The 14306-nt window shown below is 62.7% G+C and carries 15 protein-coding genes and 1 tRNA gene; 8 read left to right on the top strand and 8 right to left on the bottom strand.

Annotated features, from left to right (window positions below):
• Positions 1–25: 25 nt before the first annotated feature.
• Entirely contained in the window at positions 26–154 is a 129-nt protein-coding gene (locus tag ACR65T_RS16325; protein WP_434497480.1) for a hypothetical protein, read from the bottom strand.
• A 699-nt stretch (positions 155–853) separates the two neighbouring features.
• Here ACR65T_RS16325 and nikR point away from each other — a divergent pair.
• Positions 854–1321 (top strand): nickel-responsive transcriptional regulator NikR, encoded by a 468-nt coding sequence (gene nikR, locus ACR65T_RS16320; RefSeq protein ID WP_434497479.1) that lies wholly within the window; start codon positions 854–856, stop codon positions 1319–1321.
• 214 nt (positions 1322–1535) lie between these two features.
• Here the strand turns inward: nikR and ACR65T_RS16315 are convergent, their stop codons facing one another.
• The gene (locus ACR65T_RS16315) at positions 1536–1763 is read right to left on the bottom strand and encodes a BrnA antitoxin family protein (RefSeq protein WP_434497478.1); all 228 of its coding nucleotides are present in this window, start codon (positions 1761–1763) and stop codon (positions 1536–1538) included.
• Positions 1764–1870: 107 nt separating this feature from the next.
• Here ACR65T_RS16315 and dnaG point away from each other — a divergent pair, with 107 nt between their 5' ends.
• From dnaG to ACR65T_RS16295, 4 genes are all read left to right on the top strand, one after another.
• Complete coding sequence (dnaG, locus tag ACR65T_RS16310) at positions 1871–3775, top strand: DNA primase (RefSeq protein ID WP_434497477.1); 1905 nt, start codon at positions 1871–1873, stop codon at positions 3773–3775.
• Positions 3776–3974: 199 nt separating this feature from the next.
• A complete protein-coding gene (gene rpoD / locus ACR65T_RS16305; protein ID WP_434497476.1) occupies positions 3975–5990 on the top strand; it encodes an RNA polymerase sigma factor RpoD in 2016 nt (671 codons plus the stop codon).
• A gap of 26 nt (positions 5991–6016) precedes the next feature.
• Positions 6017–6256 carry a DUF1902 domain-containing protein gene (locus tag ACR65T_RS16300; protein ID WP_434497475.1) on the top strand — a complete coding sequence of 80 codons (240 nt, stop codon included), beginning with the start codon at positions 6017–6019 and terminating at the stop codon, positions 6254–6256.
• Between the two features lie 352 nt (positions 6257–6608).
• Complete coding sequence (locus tag ACR65T_RS16295; RefSeq protein ID WP_434497474.1) at positions 6609–7226, top strand: Uma2 family endonuclease; 618 nt, start codon at positions 6609–6611, stop codon at positions 7224–7226.
• On the opposite strand, the gene ACR65T_RS16290 is transcribed toward ACR65T_RS16295, so the two are convergent.
• Genes ACR65T_RS16290 through ACR65T_RS16280 form a run of 3 tightly spaced genes read right to left on the bottom strand, consistent with a single transcriptional unit; the run spans position 7223 to position 10193 of the window.
• Complete coding sequence (locus ACR65T_RS16290; protein WP_434497473.1) at positions 7223–8524, bottom strand: MFS transporter; 1302 nt, start codon at positions 8522–8524, stop codon at positions 7223–7225. The two genes, ACR65T_RS16295 and ACR65T_RS16290, sit on opposite strands and share 4 nt — an antisense overlap.
• Positions 8525–8531: 7 nt before the next feature.
• On the bottom strand, positions 8532–9248 hold the full coding sequence (locus ACR65T_RS16285) for a DUF1345 domain-containing protein (RefSeq protein WP_434497472.1): 717 nt from the start codon (positions 9246–9248) through the stop codon (positions 8532–8534).
• A gap of 12 nt (positions 9249–9260) precedes the next feature.
• Complete coding sequence (locus ACR65T_RS16280; RefSeq protein ID WP_434497471.1) at positions 9261–10193, bottom strand: polyprenyl synthetase family protein; 933 nt, start codon at positions 10191–10193, stop codon at positions 9261–9263.
• 339 nt (positions 10194–10532) lie between these two features.
• Between ACR65T_RS16280 and ACR65T_RS16275 the strand changes: the two genes are divergently transcribed.
• Positions 10533–10823, top strand: a complete 291-nt coding sequence (locus ACR65T_RS16275) for a hypothetical protein (RefSeq protein WP_434497470.1) — start codon at positions 10533–10535, stop codon at positions 10821–10823.
• 511 nt (positions 10824–11334) lie between these two features.
• On the top strand, positions 11335–11547 hold the full coding sequence (locus ACR65T_RS16270) for a hypothetical protein (protein WP_434497469.1): 213 nt from the start codon (positions 11335–11337) through the stop codon (positions 11545–11547).
• A 166-nt stretch (positions 11548–11713) separates the two neighbouring features.
• Here the strand turns inward: ACR65T_RS16270 and ACR65T_RS16265 are convergent.
• A tRNA-Thr gene (locus ACR65T_RS16265) sits at positions 11714–11788 on the bottom strand.
• A 273-nt stretch (positions 11789–12061) separates the two neighbouring features.
• On the opposite strand from ACR65T_RS16265, the gene ACR65T_RS16260 reads away from it, so the two are divergent.
• Complete coding sequence (locus tag ACR65T_RS16260; RefSeq protein ID WP_434497468.1) at positions 12062–12451, top strand: transposase; 390 nt, start codon at positions 12062–12064, stop codon at positions 12449–12451.
• A gap of 6 nt (positions 12452–12457) precedes the next feature.
• On the opposite strand, the gene ACR65T_RS16255 is transcribed toward ACR65T_RS16260, so the two are convergent.
• Both ACR65T_RS16255 and ACR65T_RS16250 read right to left on the bottom strand, forming a co-directional pair.
• On the bottom strand, positions 12458–13300 hold the full coding sequence (locus ACR65T_RS16255) for a transglutaminase family protein (protein WP_434497467.1): 843 nt from the start codon (positions 13298–13300) through the stop codon (positions 12458–12460).
• 10 nt (positions 13301–13310) lie between these two features.
• A complete protein-coding gene (locus tag ACR65T_RS16250) occupies positions 13311–14258 on the bottom strand; it encodes an alpha-E domain-containing protein (RefSeq protein ID WP_434497466.1) in 948 nt (315 codons plus the stop codon).
• Positions 14259–14306 lie beyond the last annotated feature (48 nt).

Genomic DNA, 14306 nt, shown 5'->3' with positions numbered 1-14306 from the left:
GCGCCGATGGCCTATCGGAACCGACTCAGCCGTCAAATGTGCAGCGGTGCGTCACCCGCAACCACGGCAGCCGCAGCCGCGACAGCCACAGCCACGGCATCCGCCGCAGCCGCGACAGCCACAGCCACGACAGCCGCGGCAACCAACCCACCATGCGACCTGCTCGGTCTTCACGGCCGGCGCTTCTTCGCGATCGAAAAGGCGGAACGAATTCAGCCCCACGTCGAACACTTCCTGTTCGCGGAGGTCGATTGTGCGCGTCCGGCTCGTCGTCGGAGCCGTTGACGCCTCAGCAGGAGAACTATCAACGCAGGCGGCGCCTGCGAGCGACAAAGATACCCCCATCACGCCGAGGGCTTTCTTTCCTCGATGTTTGTTCTGTGGGTTGTCCGATGAGCGCGCCATAGACTCCTCCCAAAAAATCTCAAAAACCGCACGGATGCAGACAATAGCGCTCCTCGCGCGCTGGTCAATACTCATCCGGTAAATGGCGAGCCCGAATGTCTCAACGAACGCCGATCGAATGACGCCGGCTACGCATGAGCCCGCCATACCTCGCATCTTCAGAGATCACATCGTTAACGTCATGGACCGGCTCGCCGGAATATTAGCCCAGTCGACCCGGCGTATCGCCTCTTCGCGAACGCGCGATACGGCGGTGAACCGCATCCGAGGCCACGCGATCAAGAAACATGTTGGCCGCCGAAACTCCTGAGGCTGCCGCCCGGCTTCGGAGCGCCGACGAAGACTATTGGCGGCCTATGCGCCTTGGCGTAATGAACGAGTGGTCGCGCTACCGGATTTGTGCTGGGTTGGACCGCATGGCGGAGGCGCGAACAGCCGGAGCCGTCATATGCAGCGCGTAACGATAACGATCGACGAAGAGCTGATGAGCGCGCTCGATCAGTATATGGAGGCAGGCGGCCATCGAAATCGCTCCGAGGCCGTTCGCGATCTCGTCCGCGCAGGGCTGCTCAAAACGCCCGAAGCCGATGACAGCGCCCGCCCCTGCATGGCGGCGCTCGTTTACGTCTACGACCACGAGACGCGGCAGCTGTCGAAAAAACTGATGCATGATCATCACTCTCACGCCGACATGTCGATCGCGACGCTGCACGTGCATATCGATGAGGCGACCTGTCTCGAAGTGTCGCTGCTTAAGGGCCAGAAGACGGATGTCGAGCACTTCGCCGGCCATGTGATCGGCGAGCGCGGCGTTCGATACGGGCAGCTCGTCGTCTTGCCGGCGGATCTCGAGCAAGGCGAAGCGCCTCACGTCGATCGACAGCCGAGGGGAAATCACACGCATCACTCAAGCTAGATGTGAGATTGCAATATGTGGTCCATCCGGACGGGACCGAGGAAAATGGAGTTGCGAAGCTTCACCTTTTCCCGAAGGTCCGGATGAACATCCATAAGAAATGAACCGTTTGACGCCGCTCGGTCGAGCGGAATTGGCGCGTCGGGTGTTAGAGGTCTGCGAGCCGGTCGCCAAGGTCGCCCGTGACTTTCAGCGGGTCGTGCCGGCTAGCTCCTTAGCCCGCGCTGCGCTGCTTCACATAGCTGCGCAGGACGGCGTTGATGCGCCGCTGACAGCCCGGACCTTGCGCCTTGAAATAATCGATCAGGTCTTTATCGAGGCGAATCGAAATCGGCTGTTTTCTGGGAGGCATGACGACTTCTGCCTGGCTCCAGTCGATAGTCTCGAACTCCGCCCAATCGGGATCGGCTGCGACGGCGGCGTCAATTTCCGCTTCGGTCATTTTCTATCTCAACGTTATCCTTCGCTATCTGGCCGTGAGTCGGGCGGGCGAACCAAATGATCCCGGTGAATTCGCTCCCTGCCGCAAAGGAGTGCTAGGGAGAGCCGATGCGCTTTTCCCCTTCCTTCCTCGATGAGATACGGGCGCGGCTGCCCGTCTCCGAGGTCGTGCGCCAGAAGGTCAAGCTCAGGAAGGAAGGCAGAGAGTGGCGGGGCTTGTCGCCCTTCAACGCCGAAAAAACCCCCTCCTTTTACGTCAACGACCAGAAGATGCGCTGGTTCGACTTCTCCGCCGGGAAGAACGGCAACATCTTCGATTTTGTCATGGAGACGGAGGGGCTCTCCTTCCCCGAGGCGGTGGAGAGACTGGCGGCGCTCGCCGGCCTGCCGCTGCCCGTCGAGACCAAAGAGCAGCAGGAACAGGACCGACGGCGCGCGACGCTTGGCGAGGCGCTGGAGGCGGCGGCGGTCTTTTTCGAAAAGCAGCTCGCCGGCGCCGCGGGACGCGAAGCGCGCGCCTATCTCGACCGCAGACAGATTGCCTTGGCCGCGCGCGAAAAATTCCGTCTGGGTTTTGCGCCGGCCGAGCGTCATGCGCTGCGCGATCACCTCGCCGCCAAGGGCGCGAGCGTCGAAACGATGATCGAGGCGGGCCTGCTCGTCCATGGCGAGGATATCGCCGTTCCCTATGATCGGTTCCGCAATCGGGTGATGTTCCCGATCTGCGACCGCGCCGGACGGGTCGTCGCCTTTGGCGGACGCGCGCTGGAGATGGACGCCCAGGCCAAATATCTCAACTCCCCCGAGACGCCGCTCTTTCACAAGGGCGCGACGCTCTACAATCTGCACAACGCCCGCAAGGCGGCGCATGAGACCGGCGCGGTGATCGCCGTCGAGGGCTATGTCGACGTTATCGCGCTGACCGCCGCAGGTTTCCCCAACGCTGTCGCCCCGCTGGGCACGGCGCTGACGCCGGAGCAATGCGCCCTGCTCTGGCGCCTGGCCGAGGAGCCGATCCTCTGCTTCGACGGCGACAAGGCCGGATTGAAAGCGGCCTTTCGGGCGGTCGATACGGCGCTGCCGCTGATTGGCCCCGGGCGCTCGCTGCGATTCGTCCTTCTGCCGGACGGCCAGGATCCTGACGAACTGCTGCGCTCAAGCGGCGCGGAGGCGCTCGCGGAAGCTCTGAACCACCCGCTGCCGCTCGTCGATCTTCTGTGGATGCGCGAGACCGATGCGGCGACGCTCGACACGCCCGAGCGCCGCGCCGCGCTCGAGCGGCGGCTGCGCGAGATTGTCGGTCAGATCGGCGATGACGATCTGCGACGTCATTACCTCCAGGAGCTGGCGCAGCGGCTGGAGCGCCTCTTCGGCCGCGACCGACGCGGGCAGTTTCGACGCCCGGACGCGGCGCGGCGCGGCGCGAGCGGTCGCCGGCGCGCGTCCGACGATGGCCCCTTGACCATTGGTCCAGGCCTGGCGAATTCGCCGCTGTTTCGCGGCGTTAAGTCCGGGATTGCGCCGCGCGAGGCGCTTATCCTTCTGATTCTCATTAATCATCCAGATCTCATCGACTCCCGCGCGGAGGATCTGGCCACGCTTGATTTTGAGTCCGCCGACGCGCGCGACTTGCGCGACGCGCTCCTGCGATTCGCGGAAAGCAGCGCGGACGATAAGCTTGAGCTTCACCCGTTTCTGGCGTCGCTTGGACTTGCGCGGACGGTCGCCCGGCTCGAGGCGATGGCCGCCCATTCGACGCTCTGGAGCGTGCGCCCCGAGGCGGCGGCGGCGGACGCCGGCGAGAGCCTGCGACAGGCTTTCGCCTTGCATCGCAGATCATTGGCGTTAAATAGAGAGTTGCGCACGGTGCAAGCTCTGCTAGCCGAGAACCCCAACGAGCGGAATAATGCGCGGCTGAAGGATATTCAGACTCAGTTGTCGGCGCTAGATGGCGCAGAAGCTGCGGTGGAAGGATATGGATCGCTTTCCGGCCGGCCGTCGCGGAACTTGTGAAGTTAGCGCGGGGGTGAAGAGGGGACGGAAAGCGCGCCGCTAGAGGGCGGTGCGAGGGTTTGGTGCGGTCGGCCGGGCTTTTTCGTCCGCTTGCCGCGCTTTGGCGTAGAGAGGGCCGGCCTCTCTGGCTATTTTTGGAAAACTTGCGCCTTGCCTGGTTCGGGGAGCCGATCCGGGGCGAGGCGTTTGGAGCTTGTGGATGGCGAAGAAAGACGAAACTAAGGTCGAGAACGAAACCGTAGCGGCGACGGAGGCTTCCGACGGACCGCTTCTCGATCTCAACGACGCCGCCGTCAAGCGGATGATCAAGCTCGCGAAAAAACGCGGCTTTGTCACCTATGCCGAACTGAACGCGGTGCTGCCGTCCGAGGAAGTGTCGTCGGATCAGATCGAGGACGTCTACGCGATGCTCTCGGAAATGGGCATCACCGTCTCTGAAGGCGACGATCCGGACGACGTCGAGGCTGAGGAACAAGCCGCCGAAGAGGAAGAACCCGAAGGCGGCGAACTCGTCGAGAGCCCGCGCGCGACCGCGGTGGCGACGCGCACGTCGGAACCCGCCGATCGCACCGACGACCCCGTGCGCATGTATCTGCGCGAGATGGGCTCGGTCGAACTCCTGTCGCGAGAAGGCGAAATCGCCATCGCCAAGCGCATCGAGGCCGGGCGCGAGGCGATGATCGCCGGACTCTGCGAGAGCCCGCTGACCTTCCAGGCGATCATCATCTGGCGCGAGGAATTGGAAGCGGGCAAGGTCCTGCTGCGCGACATCATCGATCTCGAGGCGACCTACGCCGGGCCCGAGGGCAAGGCGGCAAAGACCGCTGAGCCGGCGCCCGCGGCCGACCTGGCGCCGGCGACGGCGCCGCGCACCCCGCCCGCCGGGCTGCAGGAGGACGTCCCGCCCGCCGAAGAAACGTTCGAGGAAGAAGACGACATGGAAAATTCCGTGTCGCTTTCGGCGATGGAATTGGAACTGAAGCCGAAAGTCCTCGAAACCTTCGCGCGCATCGCCGACGCCTATAAGAAGCTGCGTCGACTTCAGGATCAAAACGTCGAGAACAAGCTCAAGAACGAGACCCTGACCCCCGCTCAGGAGCGCAAATACAAGACGCTCAAGAAGGAAATCGTCGCCGACGTCAAATCGCTGTCGCTGAACCAGAACCGCATCGAAGCGCTGGTCGAGCAGCTTTACGACATCAACAAGCGACTCATCGGCTATGAGACGAAGCTCCTGCGGCTCGCCGACAGCCACGGCGTGATGCGCGAAGACTTCATCGACAAGTTCCACGGCTCGGAGCTCGACCCCAAATGGGTCATGCGCGTCGCCAAGCTTGGCTCCAAGGGCTGGAGGGAATTCGTCGCCGCGGACAAGGATCGCATCAAGGATCTGCGAACCGAGATTCACGCGCTTGCGACCGAGACGGGACTGGAAATCTCCGAGTTCCGCAAAATCGTGCATATGGTGCAGAAGGGCGAGCGCGAAGCCCGGCAGGCGAAAAAGGAAATGGTCGAGGCGAATCTGCGTCTCGTGATCTCCATCGCCAAGAAATACACCAACCGCGGCCTGCAATTCCTCGACCTGATCCAGGAAGGCAACATCGGCCTGATGAAGGCGGTCGATAAATTCGAATATCGCCGCGGCTATAAATTCTCGACCTATGCGACATGGTGGATTCGTCAGGCGATCACTCGCTCGATCGCCGACCAGGCGCGCACGATCCGCATTCCCGTGCATATGATCGAGACGATCAACAAGATCGTGCGCACCTCGCGCCAGATGCTGCATGAGATCGGACGCGAGCCGACGCCCGAGGAGCTTTCCGAAAAGCTCGCCATGCCGCTCGAGAAAGTGCGCAAGGTCCTCAAAATCGCCAAGGAGCCGATCTCGCTCGAGACGCCGATCGGCGACGAGGAGGATTCGCATCTTGGGGATTTCATCGAAGATAAGAACGCCGTGCTGCCGATCGAGGCGGCGATCCAGTCGAATCTGCGCGAGACGACGACGCGCGTTCTCTCCTCGCTGACGCCGCGCGAGGAACGCGTGCTGCGCATGCGCTTTGGCATCGGCATGAACACCGATCACACGCTCGAAGAAGTCGGCCAGCAGTTCTCGGTGACGCGCGAGCGCATCCGCCAGATCGAGGCGAAGGCGCTGCGGAAGCTGAAGCATCCGTCACGAAGCCGGAAGCTGCGGAGCTTTTTGGATAATTGACGCGACGCGCGGCTGAGAAACGAGGGATGACAAAGAAACCGGTCATTTTCACGATTTCCGCCGCAGGGGATGACGCGGCTTCGGTCTGGAGCGGCCATTGCGATGAAATTCCGGCGGCGGCTGACGCTCCAACGCTCGACGAACTCTTCGTGAAGATGTCGGCCATGGCGCTCGACCTGCTGGCGGACAATCATCCCGGCGTCGATCCGGCATCGGTATATTTGCAGATTTCCGCGCTGCGCGAGGTTGAATGGGCGGTCGCGTGATGGCGCCGCAGTTCGATCGTCCCCTGTGCGATTTATTGCGCGTCGCAGGTTGCATCATGGCGCGCCAGGGAAAAGGAAGTCACGAAATTTGGCATAGTCCCGTCACTGGACGCAATTTCGCCGTTCCCATCGGCATTCCCAGCCGCCACACCGCTAATGCCATTTGCGTCAGGCGGGACTAAAAAAAGCGTTTTGAACGATCACGCTGAGTCGGTCGCATTTCATACGGAAGCGATTGCGCAGACCAAGGCCGAACCTGCCTGAGGATGCTGCTCAGGGTTCTATCGGAGGGCTTGACCGCCACGGTCGTTCGGGTTTCACGGAATTTCACGGGAGTGCTATCGTAGCCTCTATGAACCCGCATCTCCGCCCGAGCGATCTCCCACTCTCGACCCAGGCCGCCGAAGGCATGCCTCGGCGCTGCTGGACCGTCGCGGAAATCGAGGAAATGGTCCGCGTCGGCATCATCGACGAAGACGAGCGCTTCGAACTGATCGGCGGGGAGGTCGTGCCCATGTCGCCCAAAGGGGCCCGGCATGAATGGATAAAAATCGAACTCAATCGTTTTTTTCAACGAGTTGCGCCGATCCATTTAAGCATTGCGCCGGAAACCACGCTGCGTCTTGACGCACGCACGTTCGTCGAGCCTGACTTCTGCGTCTTTCGTCGCGATCTCGATCTTAAGGCCCTCGACGGCCCCGCCGTCTTGCTTGCGATCGAAGTCGCGGATTCGAGCCTCAAATACGACAAGGGCCGCAAGATCGGCATTTATGCGGCGTATGGCGTTCGTGAAGTGTGGGTCATCGACGTCATTCGCGCCACGATCTGGGTTCACCGCCGATTGGGCGCGAGCGGCTACGCGGAGATCGCGGAGCTTCCGTCAAGCGAGCTTGCGACGCCGATGCTCGCGCCCGAACTTGCCGTGCGCCTGTCTGACCTCGGCATAGCGCCGACGTCGGACGAAGCCTAACTTTCGTCCCGCTCGATGCGCGAGTTCTTCTTCGTATCCGGCATCGTCGCGTAGACGATGAGCGAAATGAAGATCGCGGCGCTCGCATAGTAGAAGAACCAGCTCTCATGGCCATGCGCCTTGAACCAGAGCGCCACATATTCCGCCGAGCCGCCAAACAGCGACACCGTCGCCGCATAGGGCAAAGCGACGCCGGTGACGCGGATCGCCGCTGGAAAGAGTTCGGCCTTCACAACAGCGTTGATCGACGTATAGAGCGCGACGATCAGCCAGGCGCAGCAGATGAGCGCGAAGGCGATCCATGCGTCGCGCGCATTCTGAATGGAGGTCAGCAGCGGCGCGGTGAAGATCGTTCCCAGCACGCCGAAGGCGATGAGCATCGGCCGGCGGCCGACGCGGTCCGACACAGCGCCGTAGATCGGTTGAAGACAGAGCGCGAAGAGAAGCGAGCCGGCCGCAATCCACGTCGTCTCCGCATCGCTCAATCCGACGGAGAGCTTCAAGAATTTCTGCATGTAGGTCGTATAGACATAGAAGGCGACGGTGCCGCCGAGCGTCAGTCCAACGACCGTCGCCGTTTCGCGCTTATGCGCGAGGAGCGCGGTGAGCGACCCGCGCCGTCGTTCGGCGCGGGAGGCTTTGAAGGCGGGCGTCTCGACAAGGTCGCGGCGCATATAGAGCGCCACGATGGCGAGCAGCGCGCCGAAGGCGAAAGGGATGCGCCAGCCCCAATCGCGCAGCGCCTGAGCGTCGAGCGCGACATTCTGAAGGATGAGCAGCACGCAGAGCGCCAGCAGCTGGCCGGCGATCATCGTCACATATTGAAAGCTCGAATAGAAACCGCGGCGCTCGGGATGCGCCATCTCGGCGAGATAGGTCGCGCTCGACCCATATTCGCCGCCAAGACTGACGCCCTGTATGAGGCGCGCGACGAGCAGCGTCGCCGGCGCGCCGACGCCGATCGTCGCATAGGTCGGCGCGAGCGCGATGAGCAGCGAGCCCAGACACATCAGCAGCACCGAGAGCATCAGCGCGGCGCGCCGGCCGCGCCCGTCCCCGATCCGTCCGAAGACATAGGCGCCGATCGGCCGCATCAAGAAACCAAGCGCAAAGACGCCGGAGGCCGACATCATCTGCGCGAGCGGGTCTTCGCCAGGAAAGAATGAGTCGGCGAAATAAAGCGAAAAAGCCGAATAGACATAAAAGTCGTACCATTCGACGAGATTGCCGACCGAGCCGATCAAAATCGCGCGCAGTCGCGCCGCTTCGCTTTTAAGATCGATCGCCGCGTCATGCATGTTTTCTTCAGACCAGTTGGCTGGCGACGTTCACCATGAGCGCGAGGATCGTGGTGTTGTAGAAGAAAGCGACGATGCCATGCGTCGCCACCAGCAGTCTCATCGGCGACGAGCAGGTTTCTATGTCGGCCGTCTGAAAGGCGACGCCGATGACGTAGGAAAAATACAGGAAGTCGATGTATTGCGGCATCCTGGTGTTGGGAAAATGCAGTCCGCCTCGCGCCGTCGGCGGCTCGTCCGGATCATGCTCTTCCTCGAAGTAAAATTCATGCGCATAGTGAAAGGCGAATGTCAGGTGCAGGAACAGCCAGGAGTTCAGCACCGTGATGATGGTGAGCGCGACGGCTGCCCCCCTTTCCCAGCCTTCCATTGACTTCACCGAACCAAGCTCGACGACGACGGCGCCGAAAGAGGCGGTGGCGATTGCGGTCGTGAGCAACAGCATGACGACGCGGCCCTCGTCGAGATGCTGGGCGCGTTCGCGGATTGTATCGTGAGTGGCGCGGGCGATGAGCAGGTAGACGAGAACGAAATAGCAGAGCGCGACGGCGTTCCATGCGACGAGCGCGCGGGCGACCGGCTGCATCGCCTGCGGCAGAAGAAATCCGACGACGCCGCCGAAAGCGAAACTGAGAAAGAGCTGCGGGCGCGCGCGAACAATGCGAAATGGCGCCAGGATCGCCAACGCGCGCCGACGGGTCTTGGACAGTTCTTGTCGGCGCATCGGCGCGATTCCTCAGTTGCGCCGCGCGGCGACGAAACGGGCGGCCTCCGCCAGAACGTTCGTCGCCTCCCCCAGTCCTGTTTCGTGCAGCGCCGCCGTCGCTTCGGCGACCAGCGAGTCCCGTCTCGCGCGCGCGGCGTCGAGACCGAGAAGACCGACAAGAGTCGCCTTGCCGCGTTCGGCGTCTTTGCCCGCGCGCTTGCCAAGCGCAGCGCTGTCGCCCTCTGCGTCAAGAATGTCGTCAGCGATTTGGAACGCGGCGCCGAGCGCTTCGCCATAGCGCGTCAGCGCACGCGCCTGCGACACTGAAGCGCCGCCGAGGATGCCTCCGGCGTCGGCCGCGAAGCGTAACAGAGCGCCCGTCTTCATCGCCTGCATCTGCAAGGTTGCTTCGAGCGTGAGCGGCGTCGCGGCGGTTTCAGCGGCAAGGTCGAGCGCCTGTCCGCCGACCATCCCGCCAAGCCCCGCCGCGCGCGCCAAGGCGAGCACCAGCGCCGCGCGCACGCCGGCGTCAGGATGCGTCTGCGGATCGGCGACGACGTCGAACGCGTAGGTCAACAGCCCGTCGCCGGCGAGGATCGCCGTCGCCTCGTCGAAGGCCTTATGAGTCGTCGGCCGGCCGCGGCGCAGATCGTCATCGTCCATCGCCGGCAAGTCGTCATGGACGAGCGAATAGCAATGGATCATTTCAAGCGCGCAGGCGGTGCGCAGCGCCGCATCGCCGACGACGCCAAAGAGTCGCGCAGATTCGATGACCAGAAACGGCCGCAGCCGCTTGCCGCCGCCAAGCGACGAATAGCGCATCGCTTCGAGAAGGCGCGCGGGACGGGCGATCTCGCCGGGAAGCTGCGCAGCCGCGAGCAGCGCGTCGAGCGCAGATTCGGCGGCGTCGGCGGCGGCGTCGAGACGGCGCCTAAATTCCTCGGCGCATGCGGCTGCATCCATGAGAGCGATGTCCTTTAAAAGCAAACGACAATGGCTGCTAGCAAATTTACGTTCCAACCCCAAGGGCGCCATGCGCGCGCCTTTATGGCGAAAACCCGTCGCGTTTCGGGCTTTTCCTAAGCGGCGCGCGCCCGAATGTCGCACGATGTTGTATTTTTGCGACAGTCATTGCAGAGGGCATTTATTAAACTCCGCCCGACGCCAATGCGGCTTGCGGCATACCCAAGCGGCCGTCGGCCGCGGCGTCGGTAAAGACTCTCGCTGCGCGCATACGATCGGACTGATCCGGCGCCGCTTCGCCTGGATGCGGACGATCCAGCGTCACCCTAGGAGAAACGCATGAAGAAAGTTCTGCTGCTGACGACCGCCCTCATGGCGGCCGCGCCGCTTACGGCGTGCAACACGCCTGGTGAACGCGCAGCAGGCGGCGCGGTGATCGGCGGACTTGGCGGCGCGGGCATCGGCGCGCTCGCGTCCGGCGGACGCGCCGGCGGCACGCTCGCCGGCGCGGCGATCGGCGCGGCCAGCGGCGCCGTCGTCGGCGCGGCGACCGCTCCGCCGCGGCGCTGCGCGAAATGGGGCTGGGACTATTACGGCAACCGCGTCTGCGTCGCTTTCTATAACTACTAAGAGCGCGCCATTATTTTTAAAACCGCAGGCCCTTGCCTGCGGTTTTTCTTTTCCGCCCACGCGATCGCCACGCTCTGGGCGCCACGCTTCTTGATCTTGGAGTTGCGACCGCTAATTTGAGGCGAGCGGCGCCGCCTGGAGAGAGTTCATGCCAAGAGGCTTAACCAGACTGATGATTTTAGGGGCGATCGGTTTCTTTCTCGGCGCCGCGATCGTCGGCTATTACTCAGGCTGAAATTCTTCCCTCAGCTTGGCGTTCGATCTGAACGGAGGGAGCGCCGATCGGAATGAGCGCCGTCGGCCCTGCAGCGTTCCAGGCTGCAGAAGCTGGCGAAGAGTTGCGCGGCGAAGGAACGGCGCAGACGCGCCATATGCGGGGCGCTTGCGCATGAAGAGGCCGGCGGCGACGCGCCGCGCGCGGACGCAGGCGAGCTTGCGCGCTAATTATTGGTTAACCATGTTGATCTAAATGAGTGCAGACGAGGCGCAATCAGGAGACGTAGCGATGGCGATGAGCAACAGGACCAAGATTGGAATCATTCTGGCGGTTGGGGTTCTCGCCGGCCTCTCGTCGGCGTTGCTGTCCCTGCTGCTCTTGGCGGCAGCGGGCTTCCTGATCGCCTGGGGCCAGAATCCCAAAGGCGTTGAGGACTTTTTCGCAAGCCTTCCCTTGAGCGACTACAGCTCAAAAGCCTTCTCTCGCTTGAACGCGATCCTCTCGTAAGATCTCCCGCCGCGCGGCGCGCCTCGCGTCGCCATCCGTCCGCTTGATAATATAGAAAAAAAAGCCTGCCGGACCTCTCTGGCGGGCTTTAGCTGCGTGGAAAAGACGGCGCCGCTTTCGGCGGCCGCTCGCGTCCGGCGTCGAACTGACAGACAAATTATTGAGCTGGTGCTGCAAGAGAGGATTGAACTCTCGACCTCTCCCTTACCAAGGGAGTGCTCTACCACTGAGCTACTGCAGCGCTTGATCGCCCCAAACGCCTGAAATCGCGTCCGACGCGTTCGGCGTCTGTGTGCCACAGGGGCGCGCAAGTCGCAAGCGCGCGCGCGTCCAGCCCAGGCGGCGGCTGAACGCACGTTGATCGCGCCGCCGCGTCGGACGACCCCGCCGAAAACAGGTTGTGTTGTTCAAAATTACAACCTAGGATAGAAATATCGATCGATCATGTCGGCCCTTCACATCGAAGGCGCGTCCGCCCGGGTCGACGTCGCAATGCGCCGCGACGGAGGATCAATTGATTGAGAATTATCTTTCTGACGAACATTGGCAGGCCGTCGCTCCCGTCCTTCCCGGAAAACAAGGCGATCCAGGCTGTAGAGGCCGCGACAATCGGCTTTTTCTCGAAGCGGTGTTTTGGATTTTTCGCACCGGCTCGCCCTGGCGCAGCCTGCCGCCGCAGTTCGGCAAATGGTACACGACCTATACGCGCTACCATCGCTGGGACAGGAAGGACGTCTGGCCGCGCGTCGTTGCCGCGCTCAGCCACAACGGCAAATGCGATTTCCAATATGACAAATACGGGCTGCGCTTCGCGCCGTGCGATGAAATTGGCTTAGCCGAGCGCGCGCGAAACGATGCCGACGGGCGCCAGCGCGCCGTGGTCGGTCAATTGGTCGGAGTCTGAGACCAGCTACTGCGATTGCGATTGCGACTGGGACTGGCTGAAGGCCGCCGCCCGCCCGACGCGCACTTTGACGTCCAGTGTTTCGCCCGCGCCGCCCGAGTGCGCGCCGCGGATCGGCGCCGCGCCCAAATAGTCGAGCGCTACGGCGACGCGCACATGATTTTCCTGCGGCGCGACGCCATGCGTGGGATCGAACGCGACCCAGCCGAGATCCTCGACATAGGCCTCGGCCCATGCGTGGCCGGCGACCTGATCCTCGCCATCGCTGCTAAGGAAATAGCCGCTTACATAGCGCGCCGGCGCGCCGATCTCGCGCGCGCAGGCGATGAAGAGATGCGAAAAATCCTGACAGACGCCCTTGCGATGCTCGAAACATTCCGTCGCCGTCGTCGCCGAATGTGTGGCGGCGGCGTCGAATGTGAGTGACTCGTGAATCGCGCCAAGCAGCGCGTGGAGCTTCGCGAGCGTTCCGCTTTCCTTCGACGTCGTTTCGCGTGCGAAATCGCCGATCGCTGCGCTCGGCGTCGTCAGCGGCGTCTCGCGCATGTAAAGGATCGGCGGAAAGCGCTCGACCGCGCCTGACACGACTCCGGTCATGTCGAAGGTCGTCACCTCGCCTTCGACCACCGTGGAGATCGATTCGATCGGCCCATCGACAGAGAAGCGGTGAAGCGTATTGCCGAACGCGTCTTCCGACTGCACCAGTCGGCAATCGCGATCGACGTCGATGCGCCAATCGACGACATGCTGCCCATCGTGATTGCGCGGCGACAGGCGAAGATGCTGCACGGCCGTTCGCGGCGGCTCCGCATAGCGATAGGTTGTTTCGTGCCTTATGCGGATGCGCATCTGATGTCGCTCAGAAGAGATATTGCTCGGAAATGAGCGTGGCCAGTTGGTTGTTTTCAGTGATGAAGGACTGCACGAATTCGTGCAGCCCGCCCTGGAAGACGCTCTCCATACTCAGCTTTTCGAGCTTGCCATAGACGCCGCGGGCGTGACGCTGCGACACCCCCTGGCGCCCGTGGGCGCGGGCAAGATTGTCGAGATTGCGCACGATCGACTGATAGCAGGAAATCAGCGAGCGCGGCATCTCCGGTTTGAGGATCAACAGATCGGCGACGAGCCAAGGCTTCATGCTCGTGCGATAGACCCAGTGATAGGCGGTATGCGCCGATACGGCGCGCAGAATGGCCGACCATTGGAAATAGTCGAGCGAACCGCCGACGATCTCCTTCTCGGGCAGCAGCACATGATATTTGACGTCGAGCAACCGCGCCGTGTTGTCGGCGCGCTCGATGAACAGGCCGACGCGCGAGAACCAATAGGCGTCGTTGCGCAGCATGGTGCGATAGGCGCCGCCGTCATAGGTCAGCGACGTCTGCTTGATGACCTCGAGAAAGCGCGCAAGCTCCTGCGCGCAGGGGACGACGCCGCGCGACTCCAGCGCGCGCATTTCAAGATAGGCGTCGTTGATCGACTCCCACATTTCGATGGTCAACGCCGTGCGCACGGCGCGGGCGTTGGCGCGCGCCTGCTCCAGGCAGTTGCGGATCGATCCCGGATTTTCCGGCGCGAAGGTGAGAAATTCGATGACATTGGCTTCATCGACCGGACGTCCGGAGGCGTCGAACGCCAGCGCCGCGCCCGACGACAGCAGCACGCTTTCCCACTCGGTTTCTTCGCCGCCATAGGCCTTCGGCAGCGCGGCGAGGCGTCGCGACGCCTGAATGGCGCGCGCCAGAAAGTCGGCGCGCTCCATGTAGCGGGCGAGCCAGTACAGATTGTCGGCGGTGCGGGAAAGCATCAGCACGTCCGTTTATGAGTCGCTTTGGCGATCATCGGTGGTCGTTGC

This window comes from Methylocystis sp. (assembly GCF_051061285.1).
Lineage (GTDB): Bacteria > Pseudomonadota > Alphaproteobacteria > Rhizobiales > Beijerinckiaceae > Methylocystis.
Note: the sequence above shows the minus strand (reverse complement) of the source record. Positions and strands in the feature narration are given on the sequence as shown.

Coding starts and splice junctions, on each gene's coding strand:
- ACR65T_RS16325 (WP_434497480.1), bottom strand. CDS start 154: ATGGTGGGTTGGTTGCCGCGGCTGTCGTGGCTGTGGCTGTCGCGGCTG.
- nikR (WP_434497479.1), top strand. CDS start 854: ATGCAGCGCGTAACGATAACGATCGACGAAGAGCTGATGAGCGCGCTC.
- ACR65T_RS16315 (WP_434497478.1), bottom strand. CDS start 1,763: ATGACCGAAGCGGAAATTGACGCCGCCGTCGCAGCCGATCCCGATTGG.
- dnaG (WP_434497477.1), top strand. CDS start 1,871: ATGCGCTTTTCCCCTTCCTTCCTCGATGAGATACGGGCGCGGCTGCCC.
- rpoD (WP_434497476.1), top strand. CDS start 3,975: ATGGCGAAGAAAGACGAAACTAAGGTCGAGAACGAAACCGTAGCGGCG.
- ACR65T_RS16300 (WP_434497475.1), top strand. CDS start 6,017: ATGACAAAGAAACCGGTCATTTTCACGATTTCCGCCGCAGGGGATGAC.
- ACR65T_RS16295 (WP_434497474.1), top strand. CDS start 6,609: ATGAACCCGCATCTCCGCCCGAGCGATCTCCCACTCTCGACCCAGGCC.
- ACR65T_RS16290 (WP_434497473.1), bottom strand. CDS start 8,524: ATGCATGACGCGGCGATCGATCTTAAAAGCGAAGCGGCGCGACTGCGC.
- ACR65T_RS16285 (WP_434497472.1), bottom strand. CDS start 9,248: ATGCGCCGACAAGAACTGTCCAAGACCCGTCGGCGCGCGTTGGCGATC.
- ACR65T_RS16280 (WP_434497471.1), bottom strand. CDS start 10,193: ATGGATGCAGCCGCATGCGCCGAGGAATTTAGGCGCCGTCTCGACGCC.
- ACR65T_RS16275 (WP_434497470.1), top strand. CDS start 10,533: ATGAAGAAAGTTCTGCTGCTGACGACCGCCCTCATGGCGGCCGCGCCG.
- ACR65T_RS16270 (WP_434497469.1), top strand. CDS start 11,335: ATGAGCAACAGGACCAAGATTGGAATCATTCTGGCGGTTGGGGTTCTC.
- ACR65T_RS16255 (WP_434497467.1), bottom strand. CDS start 13,300: ATGCGCATCCGCATAAGGCACGAAACAACCTATCGCTATGCGGAGCCG.
- ACR65T_RS16250 (WP_434497466.1), bottom strand. CDS start 14,258: ATGCTTTCCCGCACCGCCGACAATCTGTACTGGCTCGCCCGCTACATG.